This is a genomic window from Acinetobacter calcoaceticus (genome assembly GCF_900520355.1).
Classification (GTDB): Bacteria; Pseudomonadota; Gammaproteobacteria; order Pseudomonadales; family Moraxellaceae; genus Acinetobacter; species Acinetobacter calcoaceticus_C.
Map to the genome: position 1 here is coordinate 1,683,123 of NZ_LS999521.1, position 13,619 is coordinate 1,696,741.

16 protein-coding genes and 1 pseudogene are annotated in these 13,619 nt (G+C 33.4%); 5 read left to right on the forward strand and 12 right to left on the reverse strand.

Going from position 1 to position 13,619, the window contains the following annotated elements:
• Window positions 1-9 precede the first annotated feature (9 nt).
• The 3 genes from AC2117_RS08055 to AC2117_RS08065 all read left to right on the forward strand — a co-directional run bounded on the left by AC2117_RS08055 (window position 10) and on the right by AC2117_RS08065 (window position 1,955).
• Window positions 10-288, forward strand: a complete 279-nt coding sequence (locus AC2117_RS08055; protein ID WP_133973215.1) for a holin — start codon at window positions 10-12, stop codon at window positions 286-288.
• Window positions 285-1,055 (forward strand): TIGR02594 family protein, encoded by a 771-nt coding sequence (locus AC2117_RS08060; RefSeq protein ID WP_133973217.1) that lies wholly within the window; start codon window positions 285-287, stop codon window positions 1,053-1,055. The genes AC2117_RS08055 and AC2117_RS08060 overlap by 4 nt, the downstream gene beginning before the upstream one ends.
• Before the next feature lie 456 nt (window positions 1,056-1,511).
• Window positions 1,512-1,955, forward strand: coding sequence for a hypothetical protein (locus tag AC2117_RS08065; protein WP_133973219.1), 444 nt, complete (start codon window positions 1,512-1,514; stop codon window positions 1,953-1,955).
• A 219-nt stretch (window positions 1,956-2,174) separates the two neighbouring features.
• On the opposite strand, the gene AC2117_RS08070 is transcribed toward AC2117_RS08065, so the two are convergent.
• Window positions 2,175-2,900, reverse strand: coding sequence for a hypothetical protein (locus tag AC2117_RS08070; protein ID WP_133973221.1), 726 nt, complete (start codon window positions 2,898-2,900; stop codon window positions 2,175-2,177).
• 32 nt (window positions 2,901-2,932) lie between these two features.
• Window positions 2,933-3,895 carry a hypothetical protein gene (locus AC2117_RS08075; RefSeq protein ID WP_133973222.1) on the reverse strand — a complete coding sequence of 321 codons (963 nt, stop codon included), beginning with the start codon at window positions 3,893-3,895 and terminating at the stop codon, window positions 2,933-2,935.
• A gap of 354 nt (window positions 3,896-4,249) precedes the next feature.
• On the opposite strand from AC2117_RS08075, the gene blaOXA reads away from it, so the two are divergent.
• Window positions 4,250-5,092: an OXA-679 family carbapenem-hydrolyzing class D beta-lactamase gene (gene blaOXA, locus AC2117_RS08080; RefSeq protein WP_413773097.1), complete on the forward strand. Its 843-nt coding sequence runs from the start codon at window positions 4,250-4,252 to the stop codon at window positions 5,090-5,092.
• 55 nt (window positions 5,093-5,147) lie between these two features.
• Here blaOXA and AC2117_RS08085 read toward each other — a convergent pair whose 3' ends face one another.
• Genes AC2117_RS08085 through AC2117_RS08095 form a run of 3 tightly spaced genes read right to left on the reverse strand, consistent with a single transcriptional unit; the run spans window position 5,148 to window position 6,799 of the window.
• Complete coding sequence (locus AC2117_RS08085) at window positions 5,148-5,636, reverse strand: hypothetical protein (RefSeq protein ID WP_133973224.1); 489 nt, start codon at window positions 5,634-5,636, stop codon at window positions 5,148-5,150.
• Window positions 5,633-6,247 carry a hypothetical protein gene (locus AC2117_RS08090; RefSeq protein ID WP_133973226.1) on the reverse strand — a complete coding sequence of 205 codons (615 nt, stop codon included), beginning with the start codon at window positions 6,245-6,247 and terminating at the stop codon, window positions 5,633-5,635. Before AC2117_RS08090 ends, AC2117_RS08085 begins: the two co-directional genes overlap by 4 nt.
• A gap of 9 nt (window positions 6,248-6,256) precedes the next feature.
• The gene (locus AC2117_RS08095) at window positions 6,257-6,799 is read right to left on the reverse strand and encodes a PAAR domain-containing protein (protein WP_133973228.1); all 543 of its coding nucleotides are present in this window, start codon (window positions 6,797-6,799) and stop codon (window positions 6,257-6,259) included.
• 212 nt (window positions 6,800-7,011) lie between these two features.
• Between AC2117_RS08095 and AC2117_RS08100 the strand changes: the two genes are divergently transcribed.
• Window positions 7,012-7,800: a restriction endonuclease gene (locus AC2117_RS08100; RefSeq protein ID WP_133973230.1), complete on the forward strand. Its 789-nt coding sequence runs from the start codon at window positions 7,012-7,014 to the stop codon at window positions 7,798-7,800.
• Between the two features lie 147 nt (window positions 7,801-7,947).
• Here the strand turns inward: AC2117_RS08100 and AC2117_RS08105 are convergent, their stop codons facing one another.
• From AC2117_RS08105 to AC2117_RS08135, 7 genes and pseudogenes are all read right to left on the reverse strand, one after another.
• Complete coding sequence (locus AC2117_RS08105) at window positions 7,948-8,400, reverse strand: hypothetical protein (protein ID WP_133973232.1); 453 nt, start codon at window positions 8,398-8,400, stop codon at window positions 7,948-7,950.
• A gap of 28 nt (window positions 8,401-8,428) precedes the next feature.
• Entirely contained in the window at window positions 8,429-8,905 is a 477-nt protein-coding gene (locus AC2117_RS08110; protein ID WP_133973234.1) for a hypothetical protein, read from the reverse strand.
• Window positions 8,905-9,125: pseudogene (locus tag AC2117_RS19020) on the reverse strand (hypothetical protein). The gene AC2117_RS08110 and the pseudogene AC2117_RS19020 overlap by 1 nt, the downstream one beginning before the upstream one ends.
• Before the next feature lie 82 nt (window positions 9,126-9,207).
• Complete coding sequence (locus AC2117_RS08120) at window positions 9,208-10,506, reverse strand: Y-family DNA polymerase (protein ID WP_133973236.1); 1,299 nt, start codon at window positions 10,504-10,506, stop codon at window positions 9,208-9,210.
• The gene (locus AC2117_RS08125; RefSeq protein ID WP_133973238.1) at window positions 10,503-11,000 is read right to left on the reverse strand and encodes a LexA family protein; all 498 of its coding nucleotides are present in this window, start codon (window positions 10,998-11,000) and stop codon (window positions 10,503-10,505) included. Before AC2117_RS08125 ends, AC2117_RS08120 begins: the two co-directional genes overlap by 4 nt.
• A gap of 184 nt (window positions 11,001-11,184) precedes the next feature.
• Window positions 11,185-12,510 carry an AbiH family protein gene (locus tag AC2117_RS08130; protein ID WP_133973240.1) on the reverse strand — a complete coding sequence of 442 codons (1,326 nt, stop codon included), beginning with the start codon at window positions 12,508-12,510 and terminating at the stop codon, window positions 11,185-11,187.
• A 64-nt stretch (window positions 12,511-12,574) separates the two neighbouring features.
• Window positions 12,575-13,201, reverse strand: coding sequence for an SOS response-associated peptidase family protein (locus AC2117_RS08135; protein WP_133973242.1), 627 nt, complete (start codon window positions 13,199-13,201; stop codon window positions 12,575-12,577).
• Window positions 13,202-13,619 lie beyond the last annotated feature (418 nt).

The following is a 13,619-nucleotide window of genomic DNA, read 5'->3' on the forward strand; positions in this document are numbered from 1 at the left end:
GAATAGGTCATGTCTGATCATCAGGCAATTGAAGTCACAGTTACTACTTTTGCTAATAAGACTACTTTCTGGAGTGGTTTAGCAAGTGCTTTTGGCTCTTTAACATCAATTAATTGGTTGAGCTATACGGGTGCAATTGTGGCTGTAGTTGGCCTATTCATCAGTTTAATTTTTCAGTGGAGACGTGATCGCAGAGAACGTAAAGAAAGTGAACTACGTGAAAAAGAAAGCGAGTTACGTATTAAAGCTTTAGAGCAAGAAAGTTTACGAAAGAGGAACGATGAATGAAGTTAATTGAAAACAATGCTTGGCAGTATCTTTCTGTTAAGTTACCCGCCGTAGGTGCATTCATCATGTTAATTATGCTCCCAGCGCTGCAATGGGGGGTAGATTATGAAGTTATCCCCGAAAAATATCATGCATTTGTTACTGGTACATTGATGCTTGTTTTGTCATGGATTGGAAAGAAAATTTCTCAACCTCGACTTAACGGGCCTCAATTAACAGGTGAGTTAGTTGGAATCAATTCTTTGTTGAATATCCCATCACCAACAAAGCTTGATGAATTAGCATGGATTGCAGAAGCTAAAAAGCATCTTGGTCTTCAAGAAATACCAGGTAAACAGCACAATCCAACTATTTTGAAATGGTTAAAAGAGCTTAAAGCTTGGTGGGCCGATGATGAAACAGCGTGGTGCGGTACTTTCGTTGCTCATTGCTTGAAAGTAGCAGGAATTACTTACCCTAAGCATTGGTATCGTGCATTAGATTACGTAAATTACGGCGCAAAATTAGCAAAACCCGCTTATGGTTGTGTTGCTATTAAAACCCGTAAAGGTGGGGGTCATGTTTGCTTTGTTGTAGGACGTGATAAGTCTTCAGGAAAACTCGTTTGCCTTGGTGGTAACCAATCAAATAAAGTGTGTTACGCACTATATAGTGAATCAGAATTCCAAGAGTTCCGTTGGTATGGACGTACACCTCAACCAGCAAGTAAACGTTATTCTTTACCACAATTAAAGGGCGTAACAGCAACTAAGGTATCTGAAGCCTAATGAAGTTACTATTACTGAGCTTTCTTTTATGTGGTTGTACGGCACATACGATTAATAGCAATGTAAATGTTTCAATATGCGTAAGAGCACTTTAAAAAAAGCCCTGAACATTCAGGGCTTTTTATTAATGAAGATACTTTTTACTCTAAGTCATCTAATAAAAAAGTGGTACTTTAGTTCAAAAGATTGTTTTCAACATGTATGGCTATACTTCTTCCCGTTGCACAAGATTGGAGGTAAAGGTCAAATGCTGATGTAATGCTTGGATCCGTCAGAAGATAAGACAAATTTTGAAAACCCTCAAAAAGTCTATAATCGATCAAGAAATTGGCAAGAATCAATCAGACAAGCTTTGCGTGGAATTATTTATTCTAAACCAGACAGTTGCGCGGCTTGTACTGCTACTCCACGCACATTACATAAATATTGGAAACTCGGTGAGGGGTACTCAGGATTATGAAAAATTTAACATTAAAACATTACATGGCACTTGTTTTGATTCTTTCTGGGACTATTGCAATTTGCTTTGAATCTCTCACAAAAGGGTTTGTCACCTATGTACCTTATGGCGGAGGTGAGTATGTTTACTTGAGAGAAATGCAAGGCTCAACTGAAGACGAGAGTATACTTCTTTGGTTCTTCGGCATAGTAAGCGTTATCCTTGGTGCGATAATGTACTTTGTGAAGAATATTACTTATGTTCTGAGAATTGGTTTTTTTGTTTATGTATTCCTATTCTTATGTGTATTTATGACTGATAGTGATACTTTAAACCAGCTCATTATTAATACGGTTAAGTTTGATCATAATATTTACCTGATTTTATGGAGCCTTTTTTTGGCCCTCTACACAGGTATCTTCATCAAGCTAAATATCCAGCAAAATAAGTTAGAAGATTAAATATTGAAAAAAATAAAAAATCCTCAACCGAGGATTTTTTATTCTAAAAGTTAATAGTATTCTAATTTACTCTTATATTTAGACATTTCTTAAGTCAGATTAAAAAAATCTTTTTTCAAAGAAAAATTGGCAGAAAAGCTTATATGGACAATTATAAAATGATTATAGAAAACTATAAAAGAACCCTCATAAGAGGGCATAACTATTAATTCCTATATTTTATTGAATATAATCTTGAAACTCATGCTGATGGCATGTTTGGAAATATTTAGGCCATTTAGCTTTAGTTTTGCAGAGTAATCTAAATTGCTCTGGAGCATCTAAATTAACTTTTACTACATAAATTTCAACTGATGAGTGTAAAGAGTGGAGTTTTCTTAAGTCATCTGTTAAATAACGTGGATAGTACCCAATTGTTGATTGACTATCCTTTTCAAATAAAAGTATAGCATGAGGGTCATTGACATTAAGGTCTTCTAGCTCATATCCAATAATTTGATTTTCTTTAAGTGTTTGGATTTTTAGCTTTTGGTCTTTATCTAAATATCTAATACCACTCACAAAGAAAGTATTAAAGTAATATCCATCTTGTTGTTCTGGAACGCTAATAACACGATAATTATCAGTTGCCTTTTCTCCTCCTGAAATAGCAAGTAGGTCCAAATAGTTTGACTCCGATGTTAAATTGCACCAGTCAAATAGGGCCTCATGTTCAGGTCGGCTTGCAGGAGGAATTCGATTTTTAAGAAATCCAAACAATTCATTTGATTCATACGTTTTTGATTTCTCAGTCATTCTTGGAAAGGGTTGAAATCTAGGGTTTTTTGCTCCTTCAGTGTAATTAAGTAAATATGTACCAGATTCCATTTGAGTAAGTTTGGCTACAGCATGCCACATTCTTCCTGAATGAGAGGTGTCTTGCCAAAGAATAAAAACTGTTTTCATTTGAAAATTCACTCAGTTCCTGCGGTTTCTGTTTAATCGTTCAATTTTGAGTTCGCAATGATAGTATCTTTATTGCATTTAATCATCTCTAAGGCAAATCTTTTAGACACATCACTCATTAAATGATCAGGAATTTTATCGATTATGTTTTTGAATTGGCCTTCATTAATCTCAATTAATCTAGTAACCCATGCATGGTAGGCTGCAGGATACAATTTCCCGAACTCTTGAAAAGCTTCAATAACTTTTAGACGAGTATTTCTATCTTGTTTTAGGTAAAACCATGATTTTGCTCTTTTAGTATATGCTTTAACTGAATTCCCTTGATCTTTTGTTTTAAGACGTTCCTCTTTTTTCTCATCATTAATATTCTTTCCTAGACTGGCGCCATGGTCGAATGTAAGAGCTAAATGTCTATCCCCATTTACTCTTTGAATCATTCCCCAATTTTCATTGTGTCTGTCTTGATTAGCAATGAGAGCATCAAGCATAAGATAACCGACGAAAAATTCTCCTGCTGTTTTGATATTTGGTAGTTCATTAAAGCCTAAAGGCTTTTTTCCAATAAGAAATCTTATAACAATATAGACACGAGGAATAGTTTGGTGGACAAGATCCATAGAATCTGAAATTTTAAATCTCTCTAATAGTTCATTTCCAAGAACCAAGGATTCACCTCGATTTTGAGAAATAAAGTTTTTTGAAACTACTCCACGCAAACCTTTATAAATAGCCAACTCATAGTGAACATGAGGGATACCTAATAAGCCTCCTATTTCACATGCTATTTTCTCTGAACAATCTTCACCTATTCTTAAATGTTGTTGACCATCCTTTTTTGTAACTTGAATCGATTTAAACAGATATTCTTCGTCATCTTTAACATACCAAAACTTATCTTTTGTGCCTAAGTATTCAATATTGTCTTGATCTATATTAGATATATCTACAATATTGTATTTTTCTTCCATCCTAATAAAGCCTTCACCATTCATTTGTTTAATTATCAATAATATTTGTTCATTCTCATAGCATTTTCTTCTACGTTAAAGGCCCTTATTCTAGACTCAATATTAAATCCTGTTAGGTAGCAGTATGACCTACACGTAATATTAATCGAACTTCATTCATTATTATCTTTTGTCATTGCAATTTACAGCATTCCAACCAGTTACAACCTACCTGAGCTGTAACATTAATTGCCTTTTATCTTTACAGCAATGAATGTTGAATTTATGTAACCAAGATGCATGTTTAGATAAGTCATGCAGTTTCAATTATTTAAATTTACTTAAACATACTGCTAGAATTGTTTACTTAATCTTTACTTTATAAAATCATTATTTTTCTTGGAGCTTCTGGTGAGAACACGTTTATTTCCTTTATTAAGTATATCTATTTCAATTTTTTTAAGTGCGTGCTCCTCTCCATTTATCGAACCTAAAGACATCCTGCCTATTTCTACTACTGATCAAACTCAACAAGCGATTGGCTCCTATTTTGATGAAGCTCAGACACAGGGTGTTATTGTCATTAAGGATGGGCACAATATTGATACTTATGGTAATGATTTAACCCGAGCCAATACATTGTATGTACCTGCATCAACTTTTAAGATGTTAAATGCTTTAATTGGTTTGGAAAACAATAAAGCTACAGTCGATGAAGTTTTTAAATGGGATGGGAAAAAGCGTTCATATTCTATATGGGAAAAAGATATGAATTTGGGTGAAGCCATGAAGTTATCAGCGGTTCCTGTATATCAAGAACTCGCAAAACGGATAGGCGTAGATCTAATGCAAAAAGAAGTAAAAAGAGTCAAATTTGGTAATTCAAATATTGGGACAAAAGTTGATGACTTTTGGTTGGTAGGCCCATTAAAGATTACTCCTATTCAAGAAGTTGAGTTTGCTGACAAACTTGCCCATCAAGAGCTACCATTCAAACAGCAAGTACAAAAACAAGTCCAAGATATGCTGTTAATAAAGGAAGTAGAGGGTAACAAAATTTATGCAAAGAGCGGGTGGGGAATGAATGTCACCCCTCAAGTAGGCTGGTTAACAGGTTGGGTGGAACAACCTAACGGGAAAAAAATAGCTTTTTCATTGAACATTGAGATGAAACCAAACATGCCTGGTTCAGTCCGTAATGAAATAGCTCTTAAATCATTAAAACGCTTAGGTATTATTTAATTAGTTCTATATTTAAAGCCCAATCATAATTGATTGGGCTTTAAATCACACAAGTTTATTCACATACTTCTACAAAGTTTCGCGCAGTCTTATCTTTGCTGTCGCGTAGCTTAATGATTTTCTGCCGTTCGCCATAAAGACTGTGAACATCATTTAATGTTTCATCTTTAAGCTGGCTTTTGTATGGACCTTCAACATTGTTTACGTAGTTTTCCATGAAGACTGTCATCCAACATATTGTGTTGAGGTCTCCATAGTCGAAGCCGTTCTTATCTAAGCCTTTAACCCAGTCAGAGTACTGTTCATTTAAAAGACTGCGTGATGTTTCTAACTTAACATAGGAATTGTTAAACAAAGAGTTTTTCAGGGCAGGCTCACTGTTTACATTCTTGTTGGCTTCAATGATCAATCTATAATTGTCAGTAGCATAGTTCTTGAGATCTACTTTTACATAGTTATTGATGTCTTCTTTATCTGTCGAAGCTTTACAAGAAGTCAGGAATAAGCAGGAAAGTAGTAATATTGGTATTAATGTAATTTTCATATTGAGAAACGGTTATTAGGTGGGGAATAGTGGTACTTCTGAATATATAAAGAAACAGTAGCTTGATCATACGGGCGACCGAAGACATTTTTATACATATATTCGTTAATACCATATGGTCCATTGTTGGTAAACGTTGCTAAAGCATTAGCGGCAAGTACAGGCTTACTCGCATTAGATAATGCCAAATCTATTATTTCACCAAAGTTTTGTTTAGCAATTGCCATACGAGCTTTAAAGGTATCCTTTGCAAGTTCTGTAATCATCTCGGCACCTTTATTCCTAGAGTGCTTCTGAGCATAAAGAGTGAACTTCAAATACATCATCGTATGGAATGAATAACGTTCTAACACTTCATCTGTAAATTGACGTAAATCGAATTCAAGACCAAAGCGTATTGCAAGATCATGCTCAAAAGGATAATGCTGTTTGATCCAGTCCCATTGTGCTTGATTCATCATGAAAGTATAAGGTACTGTTGTATGATAGTTTAGAATCTTAACAATGCTATTACATAAGAGAGGGTCCAGTAACTCATCCGCATGACAGACCTTAACCTCGTTATCCAAAGAGGGAATTAATGTCGGTGAAAATACTTTATCTTGTGCCATTTTCAATCCTTAAAGCGGTGGTAGCGGTTTAGAAGCATCAATCGTCTGAAACTCCACCTCATCAGGTGTAGCAGCATTGATAATATGTGTTTTACCTTCTTTATCGGTCCAACCGGTTTCTACCTTTCCATCCTTTTTATAAATAATTGAATAGGGAATATCACTAAAGACCTTTTGTGTCTTCTCGTCCTTTAATTGGAACTGAATTCCATATTCTTTTGGTTTATCTTCAACAAAGTTATCTTGGGCAGCCGTATTAGTAGTAGCTGAACTTTGAGACGAACCACCATTATCCTGAACAACTAAATTTTGTTGAGGCAATAATTTGCAACCACATGAAAGTGAATCATTCACTCTCGCTGCAGCTTTACCAAAAATTTGCATGTATGGATCGCCAGAGACAATAGTCGCAACTATCTTATGAGTTGGGCAGGTTGCTTTATCACCGACACAGGCAACGGGAATCCCGTCAATCAGGAACATGTTGTTCCCAGAAATTACTTGGCCACCACCAGAAGTTGGGCAGCCTATTGTTATATATGGTGTTGCCAAAACTATGCCTTCTTATTTTCGTGAAGTGGCAAAATCATAACAAAGTAAGGGTAGACAATTCTGTATAGTTTTATTGTAATTCCATTTTTAAGAAAGAAGTTTAAGTTTAATTTCTATTTATAAGCTTCTTTTCACGAATTATGTAATGGGATGACCATTTATATTAACTTAATATAAAATTGAATATAGCTTACTATTTAATCTGAAAAATTATGAATAATTGGAAAAAATTAGAGAAACATGTTCAGGAAGTGTATTCCTTTCTTCTAAATATGAAGGATGAGGGAATTGTGGTAGGACATGATGTCCAAATTATTGACAAGATGGGCCGATCACATCAAGTTGATGTTTTTTACCAATTTGAAAAAGCTGGGGTAATTCATAAGGTTGCAATTGAGTGTAAGGATCATGGGCGGCCAATTGATAATGGTCTAGTTGCCAAGTTTTATGGAAAATTAATAAATGCTGGTGATATAAGAAAAGTAATGATTTCAAAATATGGCTATCAGAAGTTAGCTAAGGAAATTGCAGAAGATAATGATGTTCTATTACTAACTATTGATGAACTCCCTAAATTAAATGAGTTAATAGCAGGACGCATTAAATCAGTAGCTTTGCCAGATGATACAACTATTGGTGAACCATTTTGGACTATCATGGAATTACGAAATGGGAGTGTTAGTGGAAGCTATTACGGAATTGATAATGTGACTAATCATAAAGATTTCGTTCTATTTTACTCTAGGGACCATGCTCAAAGATTTTTTAGAGAAGAAGAACTTGATAGTAAAAATTGGTGTATTAGAGGTATGCCTCAATATGTATTTAGGGGTTTTCTTCTTATGCTTCAATTTTTTGAAAGCCGAGGTTACGGGGCATCCATTTTTTTTGTTTCACCAGAAATATCTGAGAGAGATCGATTTTATCGTATGAGTATGTCAAGTGAAGTACTGGGTGAACAATACTATTTGGGTGAAATGCCAGTTCTTAAAAGGGACTAACGGTGTAGTGTTTAATTGTAGCTAATAGAGTAAGTATCGGCGGATAGTGTGTCATGAATTAGCATTTTGTATCAACTGGTCAAGGTTAGTCAAATCATCTGAAGTGGTTTGCTAACCTTTTAATATTTTTTAAGCTTTTGAAAAAAGTTAATTTGGATTTTTAACCCAAGATTTGAACCCAATTAGAGAAACTATAATCCCAATGATTGTGAGAACGGCAGTTATTATCAGCCAAAACAATTTTATTCTTTCATATAAAACTAATGTATAGGTTGCCTCGAGATTTTCTAAAATTACCTTCTCTGTTTCAATTCCTTTCTTTTCAGACTCCTTTAAATTTATTAGTATTTCATTCTTGTACTTTGATAGATCTTTTTTGTTTTTTATTGCATTGTTATGAATATTAATGCTTTTATTCACTGTGTCAGCGTAATCATTATATTTGAAAGTTGTTTCTTGAACTTTAACCAATGCTTTTATTCTATATATTTCAGTTCGCTCATAATTACTAAGAGAGATATTTATTGCCCAAAAGATAAGAGCTAGACCTCCAATCGCGAGAAATTTATCAAGCCTATCCAATGGTATTTCTAAAGACATTTTTATAGATTCCTTTAATAACTAAAAACTACCAAATTTCAGTTTTATATGGAAATTGTGGTTTGAAATCATGAAGTTCAAATCCTTTTATAAATACAATTTCAAATGTATCAGGTGTTATCATTTTTATCTTTGCTCTAGCACAATCAACCTCTCTACCTCCTTGCCTCTTATGAATTCTAATAATAAAAGATCGACGAAATGCCTTTTCAAAGTAAAAATCTAATTCTTTTGAGTAGCTATTTAAAACTATCGTACCATTAAATATGTGAGATTTTGAGTTGTTGATATATATAGTAAAAAATACCGAATCTGTACTACTAAAGTCTCCTTCATTTGTCCAAGATTCTTGTTCAAGAAAACGTTTTCTCGTTTCTATCATTAATTTATTGTTATGTTCTAGAAAAAAATAAATTAGTGTTATTAAAGCAATAAAAAAACCTAAAATTGTACAAATATTCGCTATTAAACTAATAATTTCAGTCACTACCTGATTTGTTATCATTAATCACCAACTGTTCCTAAAATAGGAATCTTCTGTGGCTCAATCATCCGAGCCCTACCAATAATCTCAGCTAACTCATCATAAGTTAAATTAAAAGAATCTTCACTATCAAAACATAGACTATATTTTTGCCCTCATATTCTGGTGGTGTGGGTGGCACAAAACGCTTAGGTATAAGTGTTTGGGTTAATTGATCGTCAGTTAGTCGTGTAAAGTTCATACTAGGTTCCTCATAAAAGATTTAACTGAGCAAATATTTGCTCAAAATCAGTAAGAATTAATAAAAATGAGCAAATATTTTCTCATTTTGTTATCAATGGCAGTTCATCCCACCTAAACGGATTCCTACTCAATTTATCCCGCGACATCGACCAGTTTCGATTTGGTACAAAACATGGTCCGACACCGAGTTTTTTCTTTCCAAACTTACTGTGAATACCATCCATGGCTTTCATCAAACATTCCTTTTTCTCTATGCGCTCAAAGTCGGTTAAGAGGTCATAAGTATGACCAGACTTAGGCTCTAGACAGGTCAGCACAACACCACATTTTTTATATTTAATTCCTTCTTTGTAGATATCGTTCAACATTCTTGTTGCAGCTTTAACAAAATCAACTGCGCAATCCGTCGGTTCTGAAAAAGAGCCTGTAATAGATTTATTGTAAAACGGCACATTTGGGTCGAAAGGGTTTGACTGCACAAAAGCAATCATACATCCGCATAAAAGCTCTTCATCACGTAGCCTTTTACATGCATCCTGAGCATACATTGATATTGCTTCTTTAAGATCTGTTAGTTCAGTTACGCGACTACCAAAAGACCGGCTTGCAACTATTTGCTTTTTTGAAGGAGGAGTGTGCTCGATCTCAATGCATGAGATGCCCTGTAATTCGTAAATAGTGCGGGCCATGACTATAGAAAATTTCTTTTGCATCTCTCGAGGTTCAGCACAAGCTAAATCAAGCACTGTATTAATTCCCATCAATTGAAGCTTTTTTGAATGCTTACGACCGACCCCCCAAACTTCAGATACTTCAATTAATGAGAAATAATATTCTTTGTTGCAAGGATCCATGTTTACGAGATCGCACACACTATTAAACCCCACATTCTTTTTAGCTATATGGTTAGCTATCTTCGATTCAGTTTTACTTCTTCCAATCCCCACACATACCGGCAATCCTAGCCATTTCCATATTTGTTGGCGCATTTGTTGCCCGACCTTTTCAAGATCGAAATTCTTTTCATAAGCAGAAAAATCAACAAAACACTCATCTATAGAGTAAGGTTCAACTTCTTCTGCGGTTACGTACGAGCTCAGAATCTTATGGAAACGTCTCGACATTTCTGCATACATTGCATAGTTGCTTGAAAGTACGATTACGTTGTGCTGCTGAACAATTTCTTTAATTTGGAATAGGGGAACTCCCATTCTGATACCGAGTGCTTTTGCTTCATTTGATCTTGCTACTGCACAGCCGTCGTTATTCGAGAGGACGATAGTACTTTTATTATTCAAACTAGGGTTGAATACTCTTTCACATGATACATACATGTTATTGACGTCAATCAGGAAAAAGACTTTGTTCTCATGTTTCATGATTTTTTTCTTGTCATCTTAATGATATGGGTGACAACACCCCAGATAATCAATTCTTGGTTATCTAATAAGTAAATATTTTTATAATCGGGATTTTCCGCTTTAAGCCATTGTCCTGTTTCATCAATCATCAGGCGTTTCACTGTGAAATCATTATCTATTAGCGCTACAACTATATCGCCGTGTTTTGCATCAAGGCTACGATCTACAATTAGCTCGTCATCAATATCGATACCAGCGTTTAACATTGAGAGAGAGGCGACTTTTACAATAAAGGTTGCTGTCTCATTTTTAATTAAGTGCTCGTTCATATCGAGCGCTTTATCTATATAGTCCTGAGCTGGGCTCGGGAAACCTGCCGAAATCTTCTCAAGTGCATAAGGAATAAGCATATGAGAAGTTGGAACAACTAACTTAATAGACATAACTTCAGATAAAACAGCACTTTGTAAATACGGTTTTATCTGGATGATGGATGGTGCAATTTCGCTCATAAAATATCCTCTATCTTGAATTTGTAACGTATTCAAGATGATATGCTAGAGCTCAGTTAAAATTCAAATTTAAAAAACTGTGGATAAATAGGGACTAGTCATAACTTGTCGCGCTAGAAAGTGTATTTGGTCGGAAAGTACTCTTCAGTTAAATTGAAAAGCACTTTTAATTTTGAAAAGAAGTTTAATCTTTTTTTTCTAAATTAGGATTTTCATCAAAATGAAGCCAACCATTTTTCATCCAAGTTTCAACTTTTTCTTTACCTAAAATATGAAATAGATTATTTAAAAGGGAAAATTTTGCTTTTTGATCAAAATAATAAATAAAAACTCTAACTTTATTATCAGAAATTTCATTAAAAGAAAAAATTTCATTAATATAAACTTCATCGGATATATCTAAGGAATGGCCCCAAATTTGTATGTTTAAATCGAAATTCTCAATAGATTTTTTTATTCTATTTATTAAAGTGTTGTAAGAGGGTATGTTGCTGGGTAGTGGTACACCAGCTCTATAGTCTAATTTCGACTCGCTTAATTCTTCATTTAACAACTTTAAATCATTAAGTTTTGAATTTAAAAATTGATAATTAGTATTCTTATAAATTTTTTGGTGATACTTGGTAAAACCATACGCTTTTAATCTTTTTAGAGAAACATCTTTTAATTCTGAAATACCAAGTACTAAATTGTGTGGTTTACCTAATTTTCCATGAAGAAAATGAATTGTTGCAGGGGTTTCATAAAAATTTTCAAAGGTAGTGGTGTAGTTAAAAGAAAATACTTCATCAATACAATCAGATTTATTAAAGCTGAATTTTTTAAAAGGTAATAGTTTGTCAACAACTAAGCATAAATATAAGTTAAAAAGATCAATAAAATCATCTAATTGATCTTGTAGATGTTGTAAATATTTCTGACTGTTAAATCCATATTTTTCATCATTCGGTACTGTATAAAAAGAAGAAGAAATAAATCCATACCTATATCCTGGACTATTTGCAGTTACTTCCTCTTCAATAAGATTTAAGCATGATAAAAGGTGGAATTGTATTTCAGAGAAATAATATTGATTAATTCTATCAGAATACTTTGTATAAACCGGATAATTAAAAATTCCATATGTATTATATTTTTCTTCAATTTTTTCTATAGCTTTAGCAACTAAAACTAATGCCTCTTCAATTTTTTGTTCAAAATCAATCCATGTTTTTATTTCAGTAAAATGATTGTGAAAATATTTATACCATGAGTTCTTGTTTAGTTTGTCTTTAATGCTTTTAACTTCATTTTGTGGAATTATTATTTTATTGGTGTCGTACAAAGTTTTGGTTTTGTCAAAGAAGTAATATTCACTTTCTAATAGCTCACCAAAAATATTTTTAAACTCCATATCTATATTATTTTTTTTAAAATTTTGAATAGATTGCATGGCAAACATAAAGTGATCATATTTTGTCGGTAAAAAGTGTGATAAGTCAAAGCCATTGCCGACAACTAAAATATTCACATGTGTTTCCTTAATATAAATTTTAAAGAAGATACATTAAAAAATAATAGTTTTAAAGACTTAGCTAGCTTGAAGCTTTAGGTAAAAATTCAGCTTTAAATTCACCTAAGGGCATCTTAAAGAAAAATTGATCAGCATCTTCTTTTTTACAGTTCAACCAATCTTCCCTGTATTCTTCAGGGATTACAATAATTGACCGTTTCTCATCTTCAGATTTGTGGAACTGACCCATGAAAGGGTGGTTGTCAGCGTTGATAGTCAGCATCGACATTGATCGAACTTGCTGCCCATTAATAACAGTTGATTCGTAAATTGCCGCGATAGTGAAGGGCAAGCCATCTTCTCTAAAAATTCCCCAACGTTCTGCTTTCCCGTTTACATAACGAGGTTCATAAATTTTTTCAGCTGGTATTAAAGCAAACTGACTTTTTGCCCAAGCATGTTGAAAACTTGGAAGTGTGGCAACCGTTTCTGTTCTAGCGTTGTAGGTATAACGAGAATACTTTAGGTCATGTTTCCATGTGGGGATTAATCCAAACTTAACCTGACGCCATTCTATGTTCCCCTTGTTACTAAAAAGTAAAGGGCAGTCGTAACCAGGGTAAATATCAGCTTTATACTCAAAAGTAGGTTCAAAAAGATTAAGCAGGTGTACCCGATCTTTTTCTATAGGTTTGTAATTTGCACACATAGCTAAATCCTTTAACTTTTTTATAACTTATTATTTTTGTACAAACTTGTGTACATATTTTTATTACAACTTGTGTTTTTAGGAAATAGTATAGAAAAATCAATTATTTAAGAAATGTACCATTCTTATCAAACATTATAATTTTAGACATATTTTTAAATATCTCCAAAATCATTTAAAACAAAATTTCTAAGACACATCAACCATATATCCTTTTAAAATCATAAATTAAACAAACTTATAAACACTCAAATTAATTTAAAGCTCTATCCATTAATTTTCTAAAATTTGTACAGATTAATAGGATGGAGAGGGAAGATAAAGGGTTTGAAATTATAACGCGGAAGTTTGCAAAACAAAAAATAATAATGAAACAGTTTTAGTAGAAAATTCTTTCGTTGGTTGGGCTAAAAAACAT